Consider the following 26,015-nt stretch of genomic DNA (forward strand, 5'->3'; position numbering starts at 1 on the left):
GGATGCTAAAGCACCCCGTTTTTCAGTCTGGTCATAAAATCGGAAAACTTACTTGTACCAAACCTTACGGCTGAAATCATGCACTGCGCGGATATAACGAACCGTGCCGCTTTGGCTGCGCATCACGATTGATTCTGTTTCTGCACCATGCGCGAAACGCCGAACACCGCGCAACATGGCACCATCGGTCACGCCAGTGGCAGCAAACATCACATTGCCACGGGCAAGGTCCGTCAGGGTGTATTTACGGTTCAGATCCTCGATACCCCATTTATGGGCACGGGCAACTTCGTCGTCGTTACGAAACACCAACCGGGCCTGAAACTGACCCCCGATGCACCGCAGCGCCGCCGCGGCCAACACACCTTCAGGGGCGCCACCGGTTCCCATATAAATATCGATGCCCGAGGTTTTTTGCGACGTTGCAATAACGCCCGACACATCACCATCGTCAATCAACATAATACGCGCACCGGCTTCGCGGGTTTTGGCAATCAGTTCTTCGTGGCGCGGGCGGTTCAAAATGCAGGCAACCAGATCCGAAACATCACAACCTTTGGCCAATGCCATGCTTTTAAGGTTTTCACCCGGGGTCGCATCAAGATCGATGACATCATCAGGCAAACCACCACCAACGGCAATTTTCTGCATATAGGTGTCAGGCGCGTTCAAAAAACCGCCCTTTTCAGCCATCGCAACAACTGCCAGCGAGTTCGGCCCGCCGGTCGCACAAATGGTAGTCCCTTCAAGCGGGTCCAGTGCAATGTCAATTTCAGGGCCTTCGCCACTGCCAACTTCTTCGCCAATAAACAGCATCGGCGCTTCGTCACGCTCGCCTTCGCCAATAACCACAGTGCCACGAATGTCGAGGCTGTTAAGCGCGTTGCGCATCGCATCGACGGCGGCCTGGTCGGCGGCCTTCTCGTCGCCGCGCCCCATCAACCCGGAACATGCCAATGCGGCTGCTTCGGTGACGCGTACTGTTTCAAGCGCAAGATTTCGATCCATATCTTCCGTCCTTGTCTGTTGGTGCGGGGTCTGGGGGCCCCGTCTCATTCTTCCCGGTAGGCGAATTCTTTGGTTATCCCAAAGTTATAACGCCCCGCTGGTGTAAACCTGCGGGGCGCATATGTCTTTTTTTTGTTTTGTTACGAAGCGAAATTTTCAATGCGCATCAAAACCGGCGGCTGCGAATTACTTTCGAATGCCGTAATGGTTTCAAGGGCCTCCTGCATCGCACCTTCGCTGGTTTCATGGGTAATGAAAACCACCGGCACCACGCCGCCTTCGGTTTCCGCCCGGCCATGCTGGATCATGGAAGCAACAGACACCCCATGCTGCGACAAAGCCGTCGTTACCTTTGCCATCACACCAGGGCGATCCCACACCATCAGGCGCAGGTAATAAGGCCCTGAATGTTTTTCGAGCGAGGCACGCACGTTCTTTTTCAAACGCTTTGCCGGCACGCCAAAAACAGGTGCCGTGCGGTTTGACGCAATATCAACAATATCGGCAACAACAGCCGATGCTGTTGGACGCTCGCCTGCCCCTTTGCCTTGTAAAATAACCGGACCGACAAAATCGCCTTCAATCGCAACCGCATTAAACACCCCCTCAACCTTGGAGATCTGGGTGTTACGATCCACCATTACCGGGGCGACACGTTGCTCGATACCTTCGGCAGTTTGCTTGGCAATACCCAGCAATTTAATGCGATATCCCAGTTCTTCGGCATATTCGATATCAAGGGCCGAAACACTGCGGATGCCTTCAATAGAAACCGCGTCAAAGTCAACCTCGATGCCAAAGGCCAGACTGGCGAGGATGGCCAGCTTGTGCGCGGCATCAATCCCGTCAACATCAAAGCTGGGGTCAGCCTCGGCATAGCCCAGTTTCTGGGCTTCAGACAGGACATCACCAAAATCGCGGCCCTGCTCACGCATGGTCGTCAGAATATAGTTGCATGTACCGTTCAAAATGCCGGTGACACGGCTGGCAGCATTGCCCGCCAAACCTTCGCGCAAGGCCTTGATCACGGGGATGCCCCCGGCAACGGCGGCCTCATAGGCGATGGTTACATTATGATCTTCGGCGATCTGGGCCAGTTCGGCCCCCTTCAGGGCCAAAAGCGCCTTATTCGCGGTAACAACATGTTTGCCTGCCATCAGGGCATTTTTGCAAACTTCATAGGCGATACCATCGGACCCGCCAATAAGTTCCACAACGATATCAACATTGTCATCGGTTGCCAAAAGCCGGGCATCTTCGTACCAGGTCAGGCCTTCGGTCGAAAAACCGCGATCACGAGTTCGATCCCGTGACGATACAGCTGTCACAATAATCTGGCGACCACAACGGTCGGTCAGAAGGTCGCGATGTTCACTGAGCAGTTTTACCGTACCGGCACCGACCGTACCCAGGCCAGCCACACCGATTTTGACAACGTCTTCCACGATAACTCCTTATCATTGCGGTATATTTTACCCATTATCGCACAAAATCCGGGGCGCAACACAGGCGCCCCGGAACATGTCGACAGTGAGTTATCGAATATTAGACGGTTTTCTTCAACAGTTCCCGTGCAGAATTTGCATCCGGGCATTTTTGGAAGAACTGTTTGATATTGCGATTGGCCTGGCGAATACGATGTTTGTTTTCAACCAGCGCAATACGAACATGGCGATCACCATATTCCCCAAAGCCCAGGCCCGGTGCCACGGCAACCCCTGCTTCCTGCAATAACAGTTTGGAAAATTCCAGCGAACCCAGTTCAGCAAACTGATCGGGGATAGGCGCCCAGGCAAACATGGTGGCCGCTGGCGACGGAATATTCCAGCCGGCCGACTGCATGCCCTCGATAAAAATATCGCGCCGATCCCGATAAAGAGTACGAAACTCGTCGATGCAATCCTGCGGGCCGTTCAAGGCTGCCGTTGCTGCGACCTGAATCGGGGTGAAGGCACCGTAATCCAGATAGGATTTAATCCGCGTCAGGGCATTGATCAGTTTTTTATTACCGGTGGCAAAGCCAATACGCCAGCCTGCCATCGAATAGGTTTTTGACAGCGAATAAAATTCCACCGCAATTTCCTTGGCCCGCGGAATTTGCAGAATCGAGGGCGGCGGGTTGCCATCAAAATAAATTTCCGAATAGGCAATGTCCGACAGAATATAGATTTCATGCTCGCAGCAGAAATCGACCACTTCTTTGTAGAAGTTCAGATCCACCGTCAGGGCAGTTGGGTTGGCCGGGAAATTCAGCACCACGGCACTGGGTTTGGGCACGGAATGTTTCACTGCACGATGCAGTTGTTCCATGAAACTTTCGGCGTTAAACGTGCCCTGATCATCATGCCCGATTGGAATATGGCGCAGGGCGGCCCCGGCAATAATAAAGCCAAACGCGTGGATCGGATAACTGGGATTGGGCACCAGAATGATGTCGCCAGGGCTGGTAATGGCGGCGGCCAGATTGGCGAGACCTTCCTTGGAGCCGATGGTAACAACGGTTTCGGTTTCCGGATCAATATCAACACCAAAGCGACGGCCATAATAGGCGGCCAATGCCTTGCGCAAACCGGGAATGCCCCGCGACATCGAATAGCCATGCGTGCGCGGATTTTGCACCGTCTCTACCAGCTTATCGACGATATGTTGCGGTGTGACCGGGTCCGGGTTGCCCATGCCGAAATCGATAATATCCTCTCCCGCTCGCCGCGCCGCCGCCTTCATCGCATTTACTTCTGCGAAGACATAAGGAGGGAGACGTTTTACGCGGTGAAATTCAGAGGACATTATCCTGTATCCTTATCAAACTCGCCCAAACGCAATTTTCTGCGGCAAAGGCGACCTCTTGGTGAAAAAAGTTGCGCGCCACCCGGCTTTATCCTGGTGGCGCGCCGTACAATTCGAAGGATGTACCTTTTTTACGCTCAATAATCCATAAAGATTTCGACGCGCCGATTTCCGGCTTCACCTGCCGGAACCCCTTCAAAATAGCGGGGATCAGACGCACCTTCGGCCGAAACGTAAATGGCGTCAGGGTTAACACCTAGGGCCAGCAACTGGTTGATTACCGCCGACGAACGGCGCTCTGAAATCATGCGATTGGTTTTTTCGTGTTCCTCGATCGACATGTTCTCGGTTCGGGACGACGCATGACCGATGACCTTCAAGCTGGCCGTACCATGTTTTTTCCAGGCGATGGCAACCTTGCGCAATACGGCTACATCGGTTGAGCTTAATTTTGCCGACCCGTAAGCAAACTGGATTTGTGCAACTTGCGTATTATTCTCGGCATCTGGCATCCGGGTTACGGCCTTTACCCCAAGGCGCGATGCCAGTAATTCGTCGGGGGTTTCGCCAATCGCTTCGTCGTTAACGGTCACATCCCCAACCACCGGCGCGGGTGGCACTTTGTTTTCAAGCTGGCTTTCGTCCACCTTGACCGACCCGTTATCGGTATACATCGAATAATCAAAATCGCCGCTGGCATCCTTACTGGTACCAGAGGGCATCGGATCCTTGTCAAACTGCCCCTGTCCTTCGGCAAGACGGCGTTTATACTGCGTCATCACCGGATCGTCATCAGCAGCGGCAGGTGCCGGTTTTACGGCTGCCGAGGGGCTACTGGCTTCTGGCACAGGTGGTTCGGCATCAAGCTTTTTCGGCTCAAGTTTCGGTGCAGCCGGAACAGGCGGCGCATCGTTTATTTCAGCTTTGCTTTGTGCCTGTGCTGCGGCTTCGGCCTGCGTGTTGGCAGATGGGGCCTTTGCTCCGGTATCCTCGGCTTTCAGGTCGGGTGAGTCGGGCAACTCGGCAGCCTTGGGCACTGGCAGCGGATTATTGGCCGCCTTGGCGTTCCATTCATCGACAATCCGCGATCCGCTTGACGACGGGTCGGCATCGGCAATCGGTGTTGTTTTCAAATCAGCCGGCTTTGGTTCGGGCATGGCTGCGGCAGGTTCGGGCATTTTTTCCGGTGCAGCAGGTTTCGGGGTGGGTGCCGTGCCTTGTGCCGGCGTGCTAGTCGCCGCAACCGGTGCCGGTGCGGCTGGCGTGGCATCAGTCGTTGCAGCCCCCTGCGGCGCAATCGGATTAACGGCAACATGGTCCGCCCGGCCTGTCGTATTGGTGTATTTGGCATTGGCACGGTCAGCGGCCAGACCGGCGATCAGGGTGTCGCGTTCGCTATCGCCAGTCGCAACCGGGCGGCTTGGGGTGTCGCCAAGACGGGGATAATCGTTTTCCTGACCGGGAATCGGCTGTTCGGATTTTTCCGGCCCCTCGTCCCCGGTAAATGCATCGCCAATACTTTTGCCCCATTCAACAGGGTTGATGGCATCAGGCACCGACGAACAGGCCCCCAACATCAAGACCACGGCCAGTGCCGACCCTGTGTGAAGAAGACCGCGCAAGCCCGGCTGTTTATGCCCAGCGCGCAATGTCGGTTTCGAGACAGCCATTGATATTCCTTGCTCCAAAATGAAGAAACGCGTGCATGTGATCTGCGACAAACACGTCATCTTATATTTCTTGTATCATGCCCTCGTGGCACGTTAGGCTGCGAAAGTCTAAGGATATGATAAGCTTGGGATCAAGCAGTGTTTCAACTTACGTGCCGATTATGACGGGCGATATCATAAAGGAATGCGCCATGACCGATCAACAGGCCAGCGAAACCGAAAATTCACATCCCGATCCCGAAGAAATTTCCGCCACGATGGCCGAAATTGCGGAAAGGAGCCAGCGTCTTGTTGCTGATTTTTTGGCACGCCAGGCCGACGACCCTGAAATAGCTGATCCTGACCCGCTAAATATCGGATCGGCCTTCATGGAACTTTGCACCCATATGATGCAAAACCCGACCAAACTGGTCGAAGCGCAGATGCAGTTATGGCAGAATTACATGCAACTGTGGCAAAATACCACGTTGCGGATGCTGGGCCAGGACGCCGAACCGATTGTAACACCACTTAAAGGTGATCGTCGTTTTCGTGACGAAGCCTGGCAGGACAATGAAGTTTTCGACTATATCAAACAGTCCTATCTTTTGTCGTCGCAATGGATTCAGGGCCTGGTACATGACGTTGACGGGCTGGATGACAAAACAGCACAAAAAGTCGATTTTTATACCCGTCAGTTCGTTGATGCCATTTCACCAACCAATTTTTTGATGACCAACCCCGAAGTTTTGCGCACCACGGTCGAATCGGGTGGTGAAAACCTGGTTAAGGGTTTGCAAAACCTGCTTGATGATCTGGAACGGGGAAAAGGCAAACTTCAGATCAAAATGACTGACCTTGATGCCTTTAAGGTGGGTGAAAATGTGGCAACCACGCCGGGGGCCGTTATTGGCAAAACCGATTTGATGGAATTGCTGCAATATACCCCGTCGACCGACAAGGTGGCCAAGCGGCCGTTAATGATTATTCCGCCATGGATCAACAAATATTACATTCTTGATCTGCGCCCGGAAAATTCCTTTATCAAGTGGGCGGTTGACCAGGGGCACACCGTTTTTGTCCTGTCCTGGGTTAACCCTGATAGTGAACTGGCCGAAAAATCGTTTTCCGATTACGCCAAGGAAGGGATTCTGGCCGCACTCGACATGATCAAGGAAGCCACGGGCGAAGACGATGTGAATGCCATCGGCTATTGTCTGGGTGGCACATTGCTGACATCGACCCTGGCCTATATGGCCAAAACAGGCGATGACCGCATTAAATCGGCGACGTTCTTTACCACCCTGACCGATTTTGAAAAACCGGGTGAACTTTCGGTATTTGTTGATGAAGAACAAATCGAAAGCCTGGAACAACGCATGGAAAAAGACGGCTTCCTTGATGGCCGCGACATGGCGACATCGTTTAACATGTTGCGCGCCAATGACCTGATCTGGTCGTTCGTTGTGAACAACTACATGCTGGGCAAGGACCCGTTCCCGTTTGACCTGCTATACTGGAATTCGGATTCGACCCGGATGCCAAAAGCAATGCACAGTTTTTATCTGCGCAACATGTACCAGAAAAACCTTCTGCGCGAGCCAGGTGGCATCAGCATTCTGGGCGAACGGATCGACCTGCGTGACATTAAAATTCCGGCCTATTTTCTGTCTACCCGCGAAGACCATATTGCGCCGTGGAAAGCAACCTATGCCGGAACGCAACTGTTATCAGGGCAGGTGAAATTTGTTCTGTCTGCATCGGGGCATATTGCCGGTGTGGTTAACCCGCCAGCAGCCAACAAATATTGCCACTGGACTTATAACCGCAACCCGGCCGACCCGGACCAGTGGCTGGAAAAAGCGACCCAGCATGAAGGGTCCTGGTGGACGGACTGGCAAAACTGGATCAGCCGCCGCAGTGGTGGCGAGGTTGACGCCCGTAAACCCGGCGATGGCGACCGCAAGGTAATTGGCCCGGCACCGGGTGAATATGTAAAAGTCCGGCCATAATCACCGGTCTTTTTCCATAGCCAACAGGCACAGCATAAAAAACGATCGGAATACATATTCCGGTCGTTTTTTGATTTTATCAAAGCAGTCAGAACCCTGTTTTAAATGCGGACGGATACAAGCATGAGCAACACAATCGGCTTTTTGGGAGCAGGACGCATGGCAAGTGCCATGATCACGTGCCTTTTATCCAAGGGATATAAAATTCGCGTCTGGAATCGCAGCCCGGAAAAGCTGGCCCCGCTGACTGACCAGGGTGCCATTGCCTGTGAAACCCCCGCAGATACCGTTGAAAGCTGCGAATTTGTAATATCATTCATGGCTGACGACATTGCATCGCGTCACGTATGGCTGGGTGATAATGGTGCCCTTGATGCCATCGCCCCTGGTACGATTGCAATTGAATGTTCAACCCTGTCACACGCGTTCGTACGCGAACTTGCCGATATTATGGATGCTCAAAATATTCCCTATATTGATGCACCGGTTACGGCTGTTCCTGAACAGGTCGCACGCGGTGAAACCGTTTTTCTTATTGGTGCCGATCTGGCCGTTCTTGAACGCGCACGCCCGGTACTGGAATCCGTTGCCAGCAAAATTATCCATTTTGGACCTGCGGGGTCAGGGACAGTCTATAAACTGATGAACAATCTGATTGGCGCGGTTCACATTGCCTGCGCAGCCGAACTTGTCGCTATTGCCCAAAAGGCAGGGCTGGATAGCGAACAGGTTGCCCAAACCTTTTTAAGCGGGGCGCTTGCCAGCGGCCCCGCATCCATGACCCTGCCCGGCATGATTTCGGGCAACCACAATGAAGGCATTCATTTCACCACTGCCTTAAGGGCCAAGGACGCCAGCTATGCCATGCAACTGGCACAGGAACTACAACAGGCTGTACCGGTTGGGAATGCGGCCTGTTCCGTGTTTGAACACGCTACCGAGGCCGGCATGGGTGATCTGGCACAAAGTGCAATTATCGACATTCTGAAAAATTAAACGGACGAACCGGGCGGTAAATCCGCCCGGTTATATCGACCGGCATCACAGATAAACCCGCCATCAATTAACAATCCGGGTATCGCCCGAAAGCACTGCGTTCGCGCTGCAATGCTTTCGGGTTTTGATTTTAAACCGTGACAACCACTTTCCCGCGCAGGTTATTTGCCGTTCCGGCTTCAAGATACGCATGGGCTTCGCCGATACGCTCAAGCGGAAAGGTCGCACCGATAACCGGTTTGACAAGGCCGCGTTCCAAAAGATCGGTCAGGGCATCAAGTTTTCCCCGGTTCTGACGTGTGAACACGAAATGATAGGATGCATTACGACCCCAGGCCTCGATCAGGTTTTGCGGTTGTGCAATATCGACCAATGTAACAACCCTGCCCATCTGGGCCAGGACAAGCGGGCTTCTTGTCAGGGTGTCGCCGCCTATTGTGTCAAAGACCACGTCAACACCTGCACCGCTGGTTGCTTCATTAACCACCGCAACGTAATCCTGCGCGTTGTAATCTATGGCAAGATCAGCACCAAGTCCCTCAACAAAGGCATGATGTTTCTGTGCTGCCGTCGTGAAAACCCGGGCTCCCATGGCTTTGGCAACCTGGATTGCGATGCTGCCGACACCGCCAGCACCACCATGTACCAATATCGTTTCCCCAACCCTAAGCTGCGCGCGCGTAACGAACGCCTCCCAGACAGTACCCCCCACAAGCGTCATACTCGCCGCTTCCCCGTGCGTAAGGTTCTTTGGCTTGCGAGCAATCAAATCCACATTGGCAACATGCTGTTCGGCATAGGAACCCTGAGCGCCAAAAATCAAAGGCGTATAGTAAACCTCGTCACCGACGGCAAACTCCGTTACTTCCTCGCCAATTTCCTCGATCACCCCGGAAATATCGTGCCCTGTGATTGCAGGAAGCGAAACATATTCTGCATAATCCCCCCGCCTGATTTGATAATCGAGCGGATTAACAGCCGTCGCGTGAACCCGTACACGAACCTCGCGCGCACCGACAGACGGCACGACAACATCTTTAATGTCAAAGGCGTCGTAGCCCCCGAATTTGGTTAAAACTGCAGCTTTCATTAAACGTTCCATTCTCTTATCCTTCTATTTATCGCGATATATCGATATATTAAACCGGTCTCGTTCCAGACAGGAGCATCGGCCCGAGACTTGTTTTCTTCGAGTTCAAACCTCACCCCACATTGTTTGGGGTAAGTTATTTCCACTTTAACCTGTCATTGGCCCGGGCATACCGGCACGCTCAAGCTTGCCTGAAATATTACCCCCTGCCCGCAGGCCACTGATTAATAATCGTAACCTGAGAGCCTCAACGGCAGACATTGGGAGTAAAGCCCCGGATATCATCACGGCGAAAATATTGACCAAAACAGCGGTTTTGCGCGAACACTACATGTCTCATTCCTCTATTTATCGAGATATTTCGATGTATTGAGCCAAATTTAAAAGCCAAAACAGCCAGCTAGAGCTGCTGTTTCACAGCCTCTGCGAACTGACTAATCCCGTCCTCATCGCGCTTGTAATAGGTCCATCGCCCTCGCCGGGTTACTTTTACCAGCCCTGCCCTCTGAAGAAGTTCCAGATAACTGGACGTAGTGGACTGTGAAAGACCAATGCCTTCCTGAATGCTGCTTACGCAAACACCATCCACCGCAATATCGCCTTCATCCTGCGGCGGAAAATGCGCAGCAGGGTTCTTAAGGCCGTTCAAAATGGCGACCCGGGTTGGATTGGCAAGAGCCTTGATGACGAGATGAATGTTCATGTCATCTACATATCGGAATATCTAGATTTGTCAAGCAGGCAGACAACTGATTTTTAAACAGATGCATCTTGCCCCTACAGGGACAGCAAAAAACAACGATCAGTTTTGACTTAGGGGCAAACAACACCGCACCTATTGCCAAGCCGCCACCATCATCTGAGAGGTCTTGCCCAGGCAAAACACTCAGACGGAACGACCATAGCAATATCGATAACAAACAAAACACCCGCCTGAACTTATTCCAGGCGGGGGCGTCAATGTATTGCAGTACCAAATCAGTTTTGCGCGCTCTTTTCGGCTTTTGCCTGCTTCGCGGCTTCTTCCTGCGCCTTTAATAACGGTTCATACCGCTTGTCAGTCAGGGTTTTTAGAAACGCCACCAGCGCATTTTCACGACGGGTATCAAGGGCGTCACCCTTTTCAAGTTCAGTCAGTGAAATCGTGTCGGGGACTTCGGGTGCAGCCCACGGCTTTTTGGTTTCATTGTCGATCTGGGCGGCTTTGGACCGGCTGTTATATTTATTGTAAAATCGCACCACCGTTTTCAAATCATGAAATACACCGTTATGCATATAAGGCGCTGTCACCGCGACATTACGCAAGGACGGAACCTTGTATTTCCCCTTAAAGGACGGGTCGGTAATGGCCGGGTTATCCAAAAGGCCGTTATCAACAAAATCGGGGTTACGACCATCAGCCTCGCGCTGGGCGCGGTTCTGGGGAACACCAATATTGTGATACTGATAATTGGTAAAGGTTTCGCCTTTTGCACCGGCGGCCTTTAACTGGTGGCACTCGTTACAATTTGTAAATTGCTGGGAAAAGAACAACACCCGGCCCAGTTCTTCGTTCGGGGTCATTTTATAATCGCCTTGCAGCCAGCGGTCATATTTGGAATCAAATGGCGCGAACTGGTCGGTCTTTTCAAAGGCCGCAATGGCCTGTGTCATTGCGGTAAACGCGGCGTCATCATCATCCCAGATATTTTGGTCAAACAGCACCTTGAATGCGTTTACATAATCCCGGTCTTCCTTCAGGCGCGAAACAACATCATGAGCGCCGCCCATGCCCATTTCAACCGGGTTTAACGGCGGGCCACCGGCCTGTGCGGCAAGGTCCTTGGCGCGGCCATCCCAAAACTGCCCCCCAACCGGGACGCCGTCTTTGGTAATATGAAAATCGGGCGCCAGGCGTGCATAGGCCGCCATTGGCGCATTCCGATCACCAAAAGATGCCCCGTCATCGCCCATCGAAAACGACCCGTTGGCAACCGTATCGCGCGGGTCGCGGAATGCCGTTTCCGGGTCGTGGCAGCTGGCACAGGCCTGACTGCGGTTTTTTGACAAATTGGTATCGAAATAAAGCGCTTCGCCCAGTTCGGACAAGGTTTTAAACGGCACCGACCCACCCGCCAGATGGGCATCACTGTTCGCGGTCCCCTGATCGTGCGGAACAACCTTTGAAGTTTGCGATGTTTCAGCACTATCGGGCGCTGCATTTGCCGCCAGGACCGGCAAGGGCATCATCGCCAAAATAGACAAGGCCACACCGCAACCAATGGCGCTGGTCATTATAAATGGCCGTAAAGCCAACAAAGATGGCTGATTTTTCAAAGCAGGACGATGCATGGTGGGACTTTCAGGCGCTGTGTGACCGCAAATCATTCTGAATTGCTTTCTACAGTCCCTATCTGTGCCATTCCTTGACAAAGGTCAAGACTCAACCGTTAAAAACAGCAAGAAACCCAAGGCCAAGACCAAACCATCAGGCACAACACCGATACCATGGGACACAGCCTAAACAGTCACCGAACGGCGGCGACGACGCAGTAACGGCATAAGCTGCACACTTATAATCGCCACCAAAATCAGCCCGCATCCGGCATATTCCATGGGCAACAGACGTTCACCCAAAAATATGGCCCCGGCAATGGCCGCAAAAACGGCTTCCGCACTCATGATAATCGCGGCATCGGCCGCTTCGGTATAATTTTGTGCGACACATTGCAGGGTAAAGGCCACCCCTGCCGACATGATACCGGCATATAGAATTTCAAACCCGGCACCATAAATGGATTGCAGGCTGAAATCCTCGGTGAAGGCCCCCATAACCATGCCCAACACACCGGTAACAAAAAACTGAACCGCCGCAACGCTAAGCGGCGCACGGGTTCGCTGTGCCATAATGCCAACAAGCACCACCTGACTGGCCCAGAAAAAGGCACTGCCAATAACCCAGAAATCACCACGGCCTAACCCGGAAAGATCCCCGCCACTAAGCATATAGGTACCGATTACGCACAGCACCCCGCCGGGCCAAACTGCCCAATGCGGCACAATACGAAATACCAGCAACGCCAGGATCGGCACCGTCGGCACGTAAAATGCGGTTAAAAATGCAGCATTGGTTACCGACGTATCCATAATGCCAATTTGTTGCAGGATGGATGCCAGAAACATGGCAATGCCGGTTGCCAGCAAGCCCAGCTTATCGCGGGTGGAAAAACGATAACCGGCCAAATGCAGGCGTGAAACTTCGCGCAAGGCAAAGGGCAACACGGCCACGGTGCCAAGCAAGAATCGCACACCGGTAAAATAGAACGGACCGATGCTATCCATGCTGGTTTGTTGCACAACAAAGGTCGTGCCCCAGATCAGGGCCACAAACAGGATAACGCCATTGGCTTGCCAGCGTGTCATGGTTTTGGTCCATCCCTAACGCGATCTGACGTCGCGATTTTAAAATTGTATAATATATAAATCCTCTTAGCGCAGCGGTCGCCGCGCTTCAAGAAATCTGTTTCATACATAAAAATTGCGATACCCGCCCTGCAGAACAGATATCGCAATGATTTGGTATAATGATCACAAACCGGTGCGTCAGTCTTCCGTATCAGGCAGGGAATCAATCGCATCGCCCGACGCAATACCGACACGATATTCTTCCGCCAGCCCGGCATAACGATCGGCTGACACCTTGAAAAATTCGATTTCTTCCTGGGTAAGTTCGCGAACCTTGCGCGCAGGGACACCGGCCCATAATTCGCCCGCCGGAATGCGTTTACCCGGCGACAACAAGGCCCCGGCACCCAGCATCGCACCCTGTTCAATCACACAGCCATCCATTACAGTGGCCCCCATGCCGACAAAACTGCGGTCTTCCAGCGTGCAGGCATGAATGACCGCCGAATGACCAATGGTAACATCATCACCGATATAGGTGCCGAACTTGCCCTTGGCGACATGTACCATGGTCAGATCCTGGATATTGGTGCGCGCCCCGATGCGAATTTCATGCACATCCCCGCGAATCACACAACCAAACCAGATGCCGGTTTCCGGGCCGATTTCGACATCACCAATGAGGGTCGCATTGGGGGCGATAAAGGCAGTATCAGCAATTTGTGGCACTGCATCGCGATATTTCAGGATTGTTGGCATAATATCTGTCGTCCCTGTCTCTTTACGGGAATGGTTTGGCGCAGCTTACCGCCTTCACCACGCCAAGGGAACATGCAGCATTGCCAAACCGGCCCGGCAAATTTTAACGGCTCGGCCTGGCGAACCGCTTGGCCCCAAAAACACAGGCAATCACCGCCATCGTGACCAGCACCATTGCCGGGTCTACGGTTTCCGATAAAACAACAGCAGCCAGCACCATGCCAAAAAACGGCTGCAACAATTGCAGTTGGCCAACCGCCCCGATGCCACCCAGCGCCAACCCGCGATACCACAACAAAAATCCAACAAGGCTGCTAAAAACCGCGACATAGCCCAGCGACCACCACGACGCCCCATCAATGCCGTGCAAATCAGCGGGAAAGGTAAAAAACAACAAAACCAGCATCAGGGGCAACGCAAATACCAGTGCCCAGCAAATCACCTGCCAGCCACCAATTTTACGCGACAAGGTTGCCCCTTCGGCATAGCCCAGACCGCACACAACAATAGCGGCCAGCATTAACAGGTCGCCCCGGATCGCCCCTTGCACCCCGTTACGCAAGGCATAACCACAAATAAGCGCACTGCCCAGAATACTAAACAGCCAGAACACCGGGTTTAAACGTTCGCCGCCGCGCAGCACCCCGAATATGGCTGTTGATAACGGTAACAGGCCAATAAACACCAGCGAATGAGCCGATGTGATAAATTGCAACGCCAGTGCCGTTAACAGGGGAAAGCCGACAACAGTACCCAGCGAAACAATTAGCAATGACATATAATCGCGCCGTGATGGCAGCAATTGCCGTGTAACCAGCAACAGACAAAGTGCCACCCCCGCCGCCAAAACGGCCCGGGCCACGGTTAAAAACACCGGATCAAAACCGGTCATCGCCAGACGGGTGGCAGGCAAGGAACCACTAAAAATCAACATTCCCAAAAATCCGAATATCCAGCCCTGCGTTATGCGGCTCATCGCGACATCCTCCTGTCTGTAAACAGGAACAGCAATCGCTTGCCCAATGCATTTGCGCCAGACATAATACCAATACAATTTAACCAAACTGTATTGGTATTATTGGAAGTACAGATGACGATATCATCGCCCGTTGAGGACCATAACAGCACACTTGTGGCTCAGGTTATGGCGCATATTAATGCCCGTATCGCACAACGCAGCCTGATGCCTGGCGCGCGCCTGCCATCAATTCGGCAATGTGCGGATACAATGGGTGTTTCCAAATCTACCGTGGTCGATGCCTATGACCGATTGGTCGCCGACGGTAAAATTACATCCCGGCGGGGTTCCGGCTTTTTTGTCGCAGGCCATTTACCCCCCTTGTCGATTGCGCAACTGGCCCCCAAACTGGACCGGGCGATTGACCCGTTCTGGGTATCGCGCCAATCACTTAGCACCGATGATAGCGTGTTAAAGCCTGGCTGTGGCTGGTTACCGCCAGACTGGATGCCACAGGATGCATTGCGCCGCGCCCTGCGTCAGATAGCCCGGGGCGAGCCTGGCAGCCTTACCGATTACGGTACTCCGCTAGGTTTACTGCCCCTGCGACAATTACTGGGGCGACGCATGGGCGATTACGGCATCCCCGCCCGACCGGATCAGATCATGCTAACGGAATCGGGCACACAGGCAATTGACCTGCTGTGCCGCATGTTGATTGAGCCAGGTGATACGGTTTTGGTAGATGACCCGTGTTATTTCAATTTTCAGGCCTTGTTCCATGCCCATCGTGCAACAATTACAAGTGTCCCTTATCAAGCCGACGGCCCGGCGATGGATACGTTCGAAGAAACCATCGCCCATCATCAACCCCGGCTGTATGTCACCAATTCGGGCCTGCATAATCCAACCGGGGCCAGCCTGTCGCCGGCCAAGGCACACAGAATTTTAAAGCTGTGTGAAAAACACGGCGTCACCATTATTGAAGATGATATTTTCGCCGATTTTGAAACAACCGCCGCCCCGCGCCTGGCCGCGTTTGACGGACTGGAAAATGTTGTCCATATCGGCAGTTTTTCCAAGACCCTTTCGGCGTCGGTGCGCTGTGGCTATATCGCCACCCGGGGCAACTGGATCGACAAGCTGGTGGATTTGAAAATCGCCACCAGTTTTGGTGGCGGCAATCTGTCATCTGAAATTGTGCTGGCAGTTTTACGTAATGGTTCTTATCGCAAACATATGGAACAGGTGCGCCAAAAACTGGCCCGCGCCATGACCGACGTTACCGCAAAATTCGGCCAATTGGGCATTACCCCGCTAACCCCGCCCACAGCGGGCATGTTTTTATGGGCACGCCTGCCAAATGATATGGATGCAACCGCGCTTGCCCATGCAGCCTTGCGCGAAAACATTATTCTGGCACCGGGTAATGTTTTCAGCCTGTCAAAAACAGCGGGCAATTTAATGCGGTTTAACGTTACCCAGTCGCAAGACCCACGGTTACTGGACTTCTTAAAAACCGGGATTTCAGAACAAAAACAAGCCACAACATGTTGAAAAATAAAAAGACGCGTTACCTGTTATGGGTAACGCGTCTTTGATTTGTCAGATTAGAAAGTACCGATCAGGGAAATAACGGCTCGATCTCAAGCCCCATGGTTTCGGGCAGGCCCATCATCACATTCATATTCTGAACCGCCTGACCAGACGCCCCCTTCACCAGATTGTCCTCAACCGCGACAATAATCACACGGCCTGGTACCCGGTCCCTGACGACACCAATCAATACATAGTTTGATCCGCGCACATGACGGGTTTGCGGTGTTGCACCAAAGGGCAAAACCCGCACAAACGGTTCATCCTCGTAACGTTTGGCAAGCACTTCGTGAATTTGCTCGGGCGTCACACCGTCAGCCATCTTCACATAGATGCTTTCCAGAATGCCCCGGCTCATCGGCATCAGGTGCGGGGAAAAGTTAATCACCACATCCTCGCCCGATGCCCATGCCAAACCCTGTTCAATTTCGGGCGCGTGGCGATGCCCGCCGGTACCATAGGCATGAATGCCTTCGGTCACCTCGGCATATAGAAGCCCTTCCTTGGGCGAACGGCCTGCACCGGTAGCACCGGATTTGGCATCAACGATCATGTCCTGCGCCAATACCAGTTTCTGTTCCAAAAGCGGCGTCAGGCTAAGCTGTACCGGGGTTGGATAACAGCCCGGGTTTGCAACAATCCGTGCCTTGGCAACTTTTTCGCGGTGCAGCTCGGTCAGGCCATAAACCACTTCTTTTTGCAATTCCTGGGCGGCATGTTCGGCCCCGTACCATTCCTTGTAGGTCGCGGCATCGAACAAACGAAAATCGGCCGACAGATCGACAACCTTGATATGGCTTGGCAACCCGGCAATCACTTCCTGTGTCGTGCCATGCGGCAAGGCACAAAAAATGAAATCGACACTGTCCCAGTCTGCTTCGTCAATCCGGATCATGGTGGGCAGATTCAAATGGGCAAGATGGGGAAATACCTCGCCAAACGGACGTCCGGCGCGTCGGTCGGCGGTCAACAATACAATTTCGGCAGCGTCGTGGTGCGCAAGAATGCGAACCAGTTCCGCGCCGGTGTATCCGCTGGCACCGAGAATTCCGACTTTAACCTTGACGTCGTTCATTTCAAATCTTGCTCCTTACAGCATATATTCACGTTTGATTACGGGCGGATGTTGGCAAACATGCCCCCATGATGCAAGACATTCCGCTCCGCGATCACACAGCTTCGCCATGCAACTTCTGCATATACGCAGAACCACGTGCAGATGGCATAAAAATATCATGGATTACGAGGCTTGCGCGCAATTACGGGACAGGCGCTTTTCTCGGCCGGACGGGCGGTAGCGAATCTTTTTATGGCTTCATAGCCGGTAACCGGCATTACCGGATAGGCCGGAACATAACGATCATCTGAAAGCCCAAACGAACTGGCCCGCAACCCGGAACGCTTTTGCCAGATACGACGATGAGCATCGGAGAGATCCACCTTGGGATCATCAATCAGAAAGATCGCATCGCGGGCCAGCCGGTCGTTATATTTATGGGGTGATGGCAACCACGCGGCCAACTGACGGCGCATTTGCCCAGGCGATGGCACAATGCGGGTGCGAGAAACAAAATACTGCATTTTTTCGATCAGCGGGGCCAGGTTCCCTGGCGGGGCCCCGCCATGCGTGGCCCGGTCAATAAAAAAGGCCACATCAATTTCGGTCGGGTCGCGATGAATAACCGGCTTTAATGCCTTGTAAATCCTAAAAAACCGCTGCACCTTGCCGCCATCGGCATTGGCAGCTTCATACACCATGCTGTAGGCTTCCTGCACTTCGGGCAAGGCACCATAACGGGCAAACCGTTTTTTTAAATCGTTTCGCCGATGAGCATTGGCCCATGCGGCACACAATATGGTTTCCACACTGTCGTCATCGCCCAGCACCACCCGGCGCATGGTGTCGGCCTCTGGCCCAAATACGGTTTGCAATAATCCGGGATGAGCCTTTTCTGCCAGCACAATAATTTGCTGAATTTCGGCCCCGTGCCCGGCCGTCGCCCCACGCGGCCCCCATGTCAGATAGGATGCCTTGTCATTCGAATAACAGTTGCGGTCACCCTCGATAAATCTTTTACCGGTGGCAGGGTTACGTGACTGGCAAAAATTGAACTCCACCCGGTCAAAATCGGTTCCTTCCAACGCAAAGGTCAACTGATTTGCCCGCTCGATGGCATCGGGATATGGCATTATTTCGGGCATGATGGATTGCCACAGGCCAATGGTAACAGCCCCCTGATCCGCCGGGTCTTTTACCTTGTCCCGGCCCATTGGGCTGCACGGCAGGTAATCCTTCACAGCCTTTCGGGTGTTTTCTCCGATGGCACCGTCGGGTGCCCCATATTGCGAGGGTGATGTATGCTGGCATTTGGCGGCGGCAGCAAATAACCGTTCCTGAAACACCGAAACTATACTGAACTTTCCGACAGCAAGCGGGCGTTGATCATATTCATATAACACCTGATGCGGGTTGGCCGCGGCCTGCGCCCTGCCCCCCAACGGCATCATCATGCCTGCCATACACACCAGCATACATATAAATCGCTGTATCGTGCCGTGCCGCACCCAATTCATTCGTGCCTGCCAACCATGATAAAACCGTTTTGCCATACCAGTTCGTTCAGGTAGTCATTCCGCCATGCCAAAGTCAAACCAGCACCTGTTTTTACATCTATATTCCAATGATCAGGGCGACCAGCAAAATCCATCCATATCATTTTCAAGGCCGGCCTGCCACAGATTGGCCCTAAACCCTTGGCAGGGTTGGGCCCTGTTACAGTTACCAATACGCTGATATTCCCCCATAACCGTATGGTAAAAATTACAGCGAGATGACGACACCATGCCATCCGATAACGAGCCAAAACGCCATCGCCGCCCGGCCTTTACAAAAATGAGCCGTGACGCACAAAACGAACTTTTCAGCACGATGATCTATCTGGCGCTTTATATTGCAGGGCCAGTGCTGGTGCTATTGGCCATCGCCCATACAGGGTTCGATCTGGTATCGCTGAACTTTGTTGTTTACAGCTTCATAACGGTTATCGGGGCCATCATTCTGGCAAAATGCCTGCAACCCGTTGCCATTATCCTTATAAATAAAAGCAACAAACAGGGTTAACCGTTTTCAATAAAACGAAAAACCCCGAACCGTTTTACAAACCAGGCAATCGTGCCTTCTTGCATTTGATCCGGGGCTTTAAAACAACGTGATCACACGGCCTGCGCGATAACAAGGGTCTGTGGCTTTTCAAGCAGGGCCAGCCGATATGTGCCAATTACCTCAAAACCGACCGCTTCATATGCGCGGGCAGCAGCGGGATTATTTGTGAATAATACCGATGCCTTACACCCCCGTGCCCGGACCGCCTGCAAACATTTGGCAACCAACAGGCGCGCATATCCCAAATTTCGGTATGCTGGCGGCGTCCAGACCGGGCCAAGCTGAACAATATCGGGTAATCGGGCATTAAAACCAGCCAGGGCAACCGGCTCCCCCTCCACGATCAACCCCCACCAGGCCCGATCTTCAAGGGCGGTAACCACACGCGCCGCCACCCGCCCGTCAAGTGACGGGGTTTCACCAGCACCCAGCGCTTCCATTTCATAATCGCGCATCCAGCGCAGCAATGTTGCACGATCTATTTTTGCGGCATCAACCACCTGGTAACTATCGGCCAAAGGCGGCATTGATAATTCAAGCCGATCAAGATCAAGGTGATAAAGGGCTTCGTCGTGGTTGGTTGCATAATGGCTATCCATAAGGCCCCAGCACTGCATAACAGCTTGTGCCGCTTCTGATGGTCCCAATATGCCTGCAACAGGGCCTGTTACGTGATCCCGGCAAAAATCAGCCAATTGATTAATAATACCGACATTGTCGGGCGTCCCCTGCACCAGAACATTGCCAGCACGCATATGTGCAATCACAGCATGGACAGTGCCATCGGCAGTAACAGCGGCAAAATAATCGGCTGACAGGGGATGTTGACGTCGGCCCATACCGGCAGCACGCAAATTATTGCGCAGGAACATCGTGCTGCTGGTATGGGTCGACAAAAAGTGTTCAAGGGCGGCCCGGTCGGGCTCGTGCAGAAGTCTGTACTGCATGGTGTTTCCTGAAAATTAAGATGAATGACGGGTATAAATGAAAAGTTCAAAACAGAAAAAGCCCGCTGGCGTAACCAGCGGGCTTTTGAAAATCGCGATTGCGTATAGCTGCCGGTTAGCGCTTCGAGAACTGGAAGCTGCGGCGGGCTTTGGCTTTACCGTATTTTTTACGTTCAACAGCACGTGAGTCACGGGTAAGGAACCCGCCGGCTTTCAGAACTTTGCGCAATTCCGGTTCGAAATTGATCAAAGCGCGTGAAATGCCATGACGCACAGCGCCGGCCTGGCCTGAAAGACCACCACCAACAACGGTGCAGAACACATCATACTGCTCGTTACGGGCAGCTGCACCGAACGGCTGGTTGATCAGCATGCGCAGAACCGGACGACCGAAATAATTTTCGAATTCACGACCATTAACGGTGATCTTGCCTGAGCCACGTTTGATCCAGACGCGTGCAATAGCATTTTTACGACGACCGGTCGCATAGGCGCGGCCCAGTTCGTCAATTTTCGGCTCCGGCAGGGTGCCTTCAGCAGCAGCGGCCTGACCGGCTGGCGCCAGATCCTTGAGATCTTCAAGAGTTTTGGTGTCGGCCATTACTTCGCGCTCCGCTTATTCTTTTCGTTCATTGCCGCCACATCCAGAACTTCCGGCTGCTGCGCTTCGTGCGGATGCTCGGTGCCTGCATAGACGTGCAATTTGGTCAGAACCTGGCTGCGCAGCGGACCACGTGACATCATACGCTCAACAGCTTTGATGATCACACGTTCCGGATGCTGACCGCCCAGGAGCTTGTCCATGGTGCGTTCTTTAATGCCGCCCGGGTAACCGGTATGCCAGTAAAATTTCTTGTCGGTCAGTTTACGACCGGTCAGTTTTACTTTTTCGGCATTGACGATAACGATGTGATCGCCACAATCCATATGAGGCGTAAACATCGCTTTGTGTTTGCCCCGAAGACGATTGGCAACAATTGCAGCCAAACGACCGAGAACGACGTCTTCGGCGTCGATCACGAACCATTTGCGCTCAATGTCGCTCGGTGTCGCAGTGAAGGTTTTCATAAATTCATTACCTGAAACTGGTTTTCACGGAGGGAATCGCCCCTCGCTGAAAGTGGGCGCAGTATGCCAATTTTTACCGGGAAAGCAACAGGAATAAAACGTTATAAAACAAACACTTATGTAAATTGGTATTATTTTACCACATTTTTTTTCACTTTTTTATCCCGCTTTTGCTGTCGGCGGCATCGCATAGGTGCCCACGACATGCGCGCACAGGGTATTATCCACGGCAGAACGGATATGACATTGCGCGACCAGCAACCGCTTTCCAGCCTTTAGAACACTGGCTTCTGCGATCAAATCCCCCGGCCTGGCCCCCGAAAGAAAATGCACCGTGGCCTCGGTCGTCACTGCATGATCGGCAACGGGAACATGCATCCAGGCAACAGCATAAAGAGCAATATCAGCCAATGCAAAAATTGCCGGTCCACATATCACATTGCCGGGTCTGATATGGCGCGGGTTAAAAGGTAACCGCAACCGCGCAACCGCACCATCCAGACTTTCGGTTATAATTCCCATATCACCGACAAACGGCACTTTTTCAGCCATGATCCGATCGAAATCGCGCTCGCTAATGCCAATTGTCGGCGCACCGTTTACGGTTTTATCCATTCCTGAAATATCCTGACGTTTTTTCCAGCGGCTTTCGCTCGCCCGCTCATATTTACGTCAACGTTAACGTAAATATGAGTATCCGTCATTGAGGAATGTAACCATACCACCACATCCGGTATTCAATCGCGTTGGTGAACACTATCCAGCCTGGCCAATACCACACAACAACGCTGTTATGCTGTCCGTAACAGGACAAAGTGAACACGCAAGGAACCTGCCCGTCTGACGCTACGCCACAGCCGGTATTTCAAAACAACGAATAAAGCTCGATCATGGTAAGCACCAGAACATACCCGACGGCTATTGCTGCAATCATATAGGCACCAATGCGCGGCGCCCATCTTTCGACCCCCTTGCGTTGCGGTTTTTCAACCGGCTTTGGCGGTCGGGATGCCAAACTGTCCAATGCAGCATAGCTTTCAGCCGTCGCACGCTTGCGTCCGGCATGTAACTGGTCAACCGGCTCGGTTGCCACAGGCTTTGGTGCTTTTGGGGTTCCCGGTTTTTTATCCGGCAAGCGCAACCCATGATGTTCAATTGCCATGTCAGTCAAATCCGGGTTGGGCACAGATGCCGCTGCATCATTTGATGGTACTTGTGTAAATCGCGAAAGAAGGTCATCTGTTTTAGAGTTTTCCGGTTGTGGTTTCTCCACGGCATCTTGTGGCTGATCTGTCGGGGCATCGCCCCGGGACGTGTTTGCATCGGCAATTGCAGCATTTTTGTTCGCATCTGTTTCATGTAGGTCGCCTTGCCCCCAATTATAAGAAGGTGGCGCTGCTGCCCTGTTTTCAGCGGGCGTTTCTCCCGGATTTACAGAGGGCGTGTTGCCCGTATCCCAAACGAACTGATCCGATCCTCGCCCGTTTTTTAATGCCGGGTCAGGGCCAATTCGCGCAACATTGATCCCCTTGGCCGCCAGCCTTTCAATGGCTGCGGCTTTTTTTCCTTCAAATTCCCGTTCTATTACATCGGAACGATCATATTTATTCATCGAAGACTGCGTTGCGGGTGACAAAACCCGCCGGGTTTCTTGCAGCTTGCTCTCAGAAACAAATGCCGTAGGCGCCTTGTCCTGCGGGCCGCGTTCCGGTCTTTCGCGCTCTTCCATGACATTCACCTGATGTCAGCAACAGTTGCAGATACCGAGGCACTAGTAAGGTCCGCTATGATGTCAGAAAAGTCTGATTGAAGTGATAACAGCGACCATGCTTTTCATGCTATGACAAAAGTACAATTACGTGCAGAAAAAATTGCACCAGGGAGGAAAAAATGATCCAAAAAGATGAATTCGCCGGAAATTATGTAGTCCGTGAGGATAGCGGCACTACTATTACACTTACAATGAACCAACCCAAAAACAGGAATGCCCTATCCTCAAAGATGATGTCGGCTTTGCTAACAGAACTTGATGCCATTGCTACGGATAAAAAAGTTCACACTGTGATTCTTGCGGCAAATGGCCCGGTATTTTGTGCCGGCCATGATTTAAAGGAGTTAAAAGGTATCTCCAACTGCGATGGTCATGCCGCTTTATTTACCCAATGCAGTGACCTGATGATGCGTATTGTTACCCTGCCCCAACCGGTCATCGCACGTGTACGCGGCATGGCAACCGCTGCCGGTTGCCAGCTTGTTGCCAGTTGCGACCTGGCCGTTGCCAGTGAAACGGCGCGCTTTGCTACGCCAGGTGTCAACATTGGCCTGTTTTGTTCGACTCCGATGGTTGCGTTATCGCGCAATATCAGCCGGAAACATGCCATGCGCATGCTGTTAACCGGCGATCCGGTTTCCGCACATCAGGCGTGGCAAATGGGGCTGGTTTCCGACGTGGTTGCCGACGATATGCTGGAAAGTACAACCTTCGAACTGGCCGAAAAAATTGCCCGGAAATCAGCATCGACCATTAAAATTGGCAAGGAAGCCTTTTACCGCCAGATAGAAATGCCCCTGGACGCTGCATATGATTATGCTTCGTCGGTCATGACCACCAACATGCAAACAGCCGACGCAAATGAAGGCATTGGAGCCTTCGTTGAAAAACGCCACCCCACATGGCACCACAAATAAAACGGCGAGAAGCAACCACAAACGGGATATAGGGTGTTTTACCCATGAGAAACGCCTTATATTCCGTGATAGTTGACGAAACCGCTAATGACATCAAACGCCATGCATCGCGTATCGCCACGGGGCCCATTTCAGTGGTTCGCAAATTTCGCGGTATAACCACATGTTATTTGGCTTGTTCCGCACCAAACAAGTCGATCAACCCGTCGGCCAGCGCCCCGCGCCACACCAGATAATCATGACCACCGGCAAATTCGCGGTAATGTACATCATAATTTTTGGCTTCCAGCACATCTCGCAAATGGCGGTTGGTATCAATGATGCCCCCTACCCCGCTATGACCGGTTTCAAACAAACCGGCACTTAGAAAAAAGCGCACCGGCACAACAGGCTGGTTAACAATATGGCGCGCGACAAATTCGTCAGCACTGGCCGCACTGTTGCGTGGATGCCACCAAAACGACCCCGACATGGACAAGGCATTCCCAAATGCATCCGGGTGTCGCAAGGCAATTGTCGCGGCTGCCAACCCACCATAGCTTGACCCCGCCAGCACGGTGCGCGCCGCCACTGCCTTTATCCCGGTTTCGGAAATGACCCACGGCAAAAATTCGGTTGCCATGGCATCGGCAAAATCAGGATTGGCAGGCAATTCACGGGCACGGGCGTCGGCATCGGGATTACTGATAAAAACAGCCATTACCGGTGGAATTTTACCCTCTGCCATCAGGTTATCCAAAATATCCGGTGTCGGAATTTTTGTCAGATATGCCCGGGCATCGAACACAAACAACAACACATTTTTCGGGTTCTGCGGATTAAAGCCAGCTGGTGTGTAAATATAAACATCGCGCTGATTACCCAGTATCGCACTGTCGCGCCGGTAATGAACCAATTGCCCCGGTGTTACAGGCCCATCGGGGGCCGCCATACCCGGTTGCAGGGGTGCATCGGATAGTACCATGGTAGACTGCCGGTTAAAAAGGTCAGGACCATCGGCAGGCTGGGGAAAACGGTTTAACGGGTCCTGTTGGGCTGTTGCCAAAATGGCGACACGCTGGTCCCGGGCCGAACCGGGAACATCCGGCACGTCAGGGGCCAACTGATACGACATCCGGGTCGAGGTGGGCACAACAAAACTTTTAAACCAGATATCGGATTGCTCCAGGCGATCAAGATATTCATGATTGCCCGAGGGCGCACCAAACAAACGCACATTATGCTGCGCCCCACGATAAACAAATGTCACCAAAACAAACCCGGGCGGTGTTAACCCTGCTTCAATAAGAGGCGTACCTGTTTGTGCCACATGCCGCCAGAAACCATCGGTATTTCCCCCGTTTGCGACAACACGCGCCGCCTGGCTGATCAACTGACTTTGATAACCGGCTGCCGGGGCAATTTGCTGGTTAACCGGCACATGCATCGAAATCTGCAGATCAAACCCCTTCGCGTTATCGGCACTATCATCTGCGATCTCCGGCCTGTTTTCAGTTATCGTATAGGGTGTAAAATCTGCTTCTGCGCGGGTCAGCTGCAATGACACTTCACCCTCAGGGGCGACAAACTGAAACTCACCCTTGCCGGTGGACTGCCCAAGCAACCGGCGCAATGTCATGCCATTGTCGTCCAGCAGCTCCAGATCAATTGCAATATTGCCCGTATCAATCGTGCCCCGCACATAATCACCGGGCCGGGTTGCAAATGCCATAATGTGAACAGCACCAGACGCAGGCAACACCGCCTGAAGCGCCCCATCCTTGATAATGGAGTGCGCGGTGATGGTCATGCCGGTTTCCTGTGTCTTTTGACGTGGCTGGGATGGCGAGGATGCCAGCGCAACTGACCCCCCCGAAAACAACACCCACAGCGCAATCAGATATAAACGTATCATTTAATATGAGGCCCCG

The 26,015-nt window shown here is 52.7% G+C and carries 23 protein-coding genes; 5 read left to right on the plus strand and 18 right to left on the minus strand.

The genetic code is table 11. The annotated features are described in order from the left end of the window. Positions 1 to 48: 48 nt before the first annotated feature. The 4 genes from glpX to THS27_RS15990 all read right to left on the minus strand — a co-directional run bounded on the left by glpX (position 49) and on the right by THS27_RS15990 (position 5,465). On the minus strand, positions 49 to 1,008 hold the full coding sequence (gene glpX / locus THS27_RS15975) for a class II fructose-bisphosphatase (RefSeq protein WP_085592616.1): 960 nt from the start codon (positions 1,006 to 1,008) through the stop codon (positions 49 to 51). 140 nt (positions 1,009 to 1,148) lie between these two features. Then, the gene (locus THS27_RS15980) at positions 1,149 to 2,453 is read right to left on the minus strand and encodes a homoserine dehydrogenase (protein WP_085592618.1); all 1,305 of its coding nucleotides are present in this window, start codon (positions 2,451 to 2,453) and stop codon (positions 1,149 to 1,151) included. 100 nt (positions 2,454 to 2,553) lie between these two features. Next, complete coding sequence (locus THS27_RS15985; RefSeq protein ID WP_085592620.1) at positions 2,554 to 3,795, minus strand: LL-diaminopimelate aminotransferase; 1,242 nt, start codon at positions 3,793 to 3,795, stop codon at positions 2,554 to 2,556. A 137-nt stretch (positions 3,796 to 3,932) separates the two neighbouring features. Further along, positions 3,933 to 5,465 carry an OmpA family protein gene (locus THS27_RS15990; RefSeq protein ID WP_085592621.1) on the minus strand — a complete coding sequence of 511 codons (1,533 nt, stop codon included), beginning with the start codon at positions 5,463 to 5,465 and terminating at the stop codon, positions 3,933 to 3,935. Positions 5,466 to 5,656: 191 nt separating this feature from the next. On the opposite strand from THS27_RS15990, the gene THS27_RS15995 reads away from it, so the two are divergent. Together THS27_RS15995 and THS27_RS16000 are read left to right on the plus strand one after the other, a co-directional pair. Further along, positions 5,657 to 7,456, plus strand: coding sequence for an alpha/beta hydrolase (locus THS27_RS15995; protein ID WP_085592623.1), 1,800 nt, complete (start codon positions 5,657 to 5,659; stop codon positions 7,454 to 7,456). Between the two features lie 123 nt (positions 7,457 to 7,579). Beyond that, the gene (locus tag THS27_RS16000; protein WP_085592625.1) at positions 7,580 to 8,452 is read left to right on the plus strand and encodes an NAD(P)-dependent oxidoreductase; all 873 of its coding nucleotides are present in this window, start codon (positions 7,580 to 7,582) and stop codon (positions 8,450 to 8,452) included. Positions 8,453 to 8,582: 130 nt separating this feature from the next. Here the strand turns inward: THS27_RS16000 and THS27_RS16005 are convergent, their stop codons facing one another. From THS27_RS16005 to THS27_RS16030, 6 genes are all read right to left on the minus strand, one after another. Further along, complete coding sequence (locus THS27_RS16005; protein ID WP_085592627.1) at positions 8,583 to 9,554, minus strand: zinc-dependent alcohol dehydrogenase family protein; 972 nt, start codon at positions 9,552 to 9,554, stop codon at positions 8,583 to 8,585. Between the two features lie 388 nt (positions 9,555 to 9,942). Then, positions 9,943 to 10,245 carry a helix-turn-helix transcriptional regulator gene (locus THS27_RS16010; protein ID WP_085592629.1) on the minus strand — a complete coding sequence of 101 codons (303 nt, stop codon included), beginning with the start codon at positions 10,243 to 10,245 and terminating at the stop codon, positions 9,943 to 9,945. A gap of 275 nt (positions 10,246 to 10,520) precedes the next feature. Next, complete coding sequence (locus THS27_RS16015) at positions 10,521 to 11,816, minus strand: cytochrome-c peroxidase (protein WP_210402924.1); 1,296 nt, start codon at positions 11,814 to 11,816, stop codon at positions 10,521 to 10,523. A 225-nt stretch (positions 11,817 to 12,041) separates the two neighbouring features. Next, positions 12,042 to 12,944: a DMT family transporter gene (locus tag THS27_RS16020; RefSeq protein WP_085592633.1), complete on the minus strand. Its 903-nt coding sequence runs from the start codon at positions 12,942 to 12,944 to the stop codon at positions 12,042 to 12,044. Between the two features lie 180 nt (positions 12,945 to 13,124). Continuing rightward, positions 13,125 to 13,685 carry a gamma carbonic anhydrase family protein gene (locus THS27_RS16025; RefSeq protein ID WP_085592635.1) on the minus strand — a complete coding sequence of 187 codons (561 nt, stop codon included), beginning with the start codon at positions 13,683 to 13,685 and terminating at the stop codon, positions 13,125 to 13,127. A 103-nt stretch (positions 13,686 to 13,788) separates the two neighbouring features. After that, positions 13,789 to 14,661 (minus strand): DMT family transporter, encoded by an 873-nt coding sequence (locus THS27_RS16030; RefSeq protein WP_085592637.1) that lies wholly within the window; start codon positions 14,659 to 14,661, stop codon positions 13,789 to 13,791. 114 nt (positions 14,662 to 14,775) lie between these two features. Here THS27_RS16030 and THS27_RS16035 point away from each other — a divergent pair, with 114 nt between their 5' ends. Next, on the plus strand, positions 14,776 to 16,200 hold the full coding sequence (locus THS27_RS16035) for a PLP-dependent aminotransferase family protein (protein ID WP_085592639.1): 1,425 nt from the start codon (positions 14,776 to 14,778) through the stop codon (positions 16,198 to 16,200). A 67-nt stretch (positions 16,201 to 16,267) separates the two neighbouring features. Here THS27_RS16035 and argC read toward each other — a convergent pair whose 3' ends face one another. Continuing rightward, positions 16,268 to 17,314, minus strand: a complete 1,047-nt coding sequence (gene argC, locus THS27_RS16040) for an N-acetyl-gamma-glutamyl-phosphate reductase (RefSeq protein WP_085592641.1) — start codon at positions 17,312 to 17,314, stop codon at positions 16,268 to 16,270. A 158-nt stretch (positions 17,315 to 17,472) separates the two neighbouring features. Beyond that, on the minus strand, positions 17,473 to 18,771 hold the full coding sequence (locus THS27_RS16045) for a hypothetical protein (RefSeq protein WP_139835610.1): 1,299 nt from the start codon (positions 18,769 to 18,771) through the stop codon (positions 17,473 to 17,475). A 310-nt stretch (positions 18,772 to 19,081) separates the two neighbouring features. Here THS27_RS16045 and THS27_RS16050 point away from each other — a divergent pair, with 310 nt between their 5' ends. Next, a complete protein-coding gene (locus tag THS27_RS16050; RefSeq protein WP_085592643.1) occupies positions 19,082 to 19,360 on the plus strand; it encodes a hypothetical protein in 279 nt (92 codons plus the stop codon). Between the two features lie 92 nt (positions 19,361 to 19,452). Here THS27_RS16050 and THS27_RS16055 read toward each other — a convergent pair whose 3' ends face one another. The 5 genes from THS27_RS16055 to THS27_RS16075 all read right to left on the minus strand — a co-directional run bounded on the left by THS27_RS16055 (position 19,453) and on the right by THS27_RS16075 (position 23,146). Further along, the gene (locus tag THS27_RS16055) at positions 19,453 to 20,349 is read right to left on the minus strand and encodes a GNAT family N-acetyltransferase (protein ID WP_085592645.1); all 897 of its coding nucleotides are present in this window, start codon (positions 20,347 to 20,349) and stop codon (positions 19,453 to 19,455) included. Positions 20,350 to 20,464: 115 nt separating this feature from the next. Next, positions 20,465 to 20,950 carry a 30S ribosomal protein S9 gene (gene rpsI / locus THS27_RS16060; RefSeq protein ID WP_085592647.1) on the minus strand — a complete coding sequence of 162 codons (486 nt, stop codon included), beginning with the start codon at positions 20,948 to 20,950 and terminating at the stop codon, positions 20,465 to 20,467. Continuing rightward, the gene (gene rplM / locus THS27_RS16065) at positions 20,950 to 21,417 is read right to left on the minus strand and encodes a 50S ribosomal protein L13 (RefSeq protein WP_085592649.1); all 468 of its coding nucleotides are present in this window, start codon (positions 21,415 to 21,417) and stop codon (positions 20,950 to 20,952) included. The genes rpsI and rplM overlap by 1 nt, the downstream gene beginning before the upstream one ends. Positions 21,418 to 21,576: 159 nt before the next feature. Next, entirely contained in the window at positions 21,577 to 22,032 is a 456-nt protein-coding gene (locus tag THS27_RS16070) for a PaaI family thioesterase (protein ID WP_085592651.1), read from the minus strand. A 250-nt stretch (positions 22,033 to 22,282) separates the two neighbouring features. Then, a complete protein-coding gene (locus THS27_RS16075; protein ID WP_085592653.1) occupies positions 22,283 to 23,146 on the minus strand; it encodes a hypothetical protein in 864 nt (287 codons plus the stop codon). Positions 23,147 to 23,307: 161 nt separating this feature from the next. Between THS27_RS16075 and THS27_RS16080 the strand changes: the two genes are divergently transcribed. Further along, on the plus strand, positions 23,308 to 24,105 hold the full coding sequence (locus tag THS27_RS16080; RefSeq protein WP_085592655.1) for an enoyl-CoA hydratase: 798 nt from the start codon (positions 23,308 to 23,310) through the stop codon (positions 24,103 to 24,105). A gap of 166 nt (positions 24,106 to 24,271) precedes the next feature. On the opposite strand, the gene THS27_RS16085 is transcribed toward THS27_RS16080, so the two are convergent. Then, positions 24,272 to 25,999 (minus strand): alpha/beta hydrolase-fold protein, encoded by a 1,728-nt coding sequence (locus tag THS27_RS16085; protein WP_246832987.1) that lies wholly within the window; start codon positions 25,997 to 25,999, stop codon positions 24,272 to 24,274. Positions 26,000 to 26,015: the final 16 nt, after the last annotated feature.

This window comes from Thalassospira sp. MCCC 1A01428, from assembly GCF_002115825.1.
Classification (GTDB): domain Bacteria; phylum Pseudomonadota; class Alphaproteobacteria; order Rhodospirillales; family Thalassospiraceae; genus Thalassospira.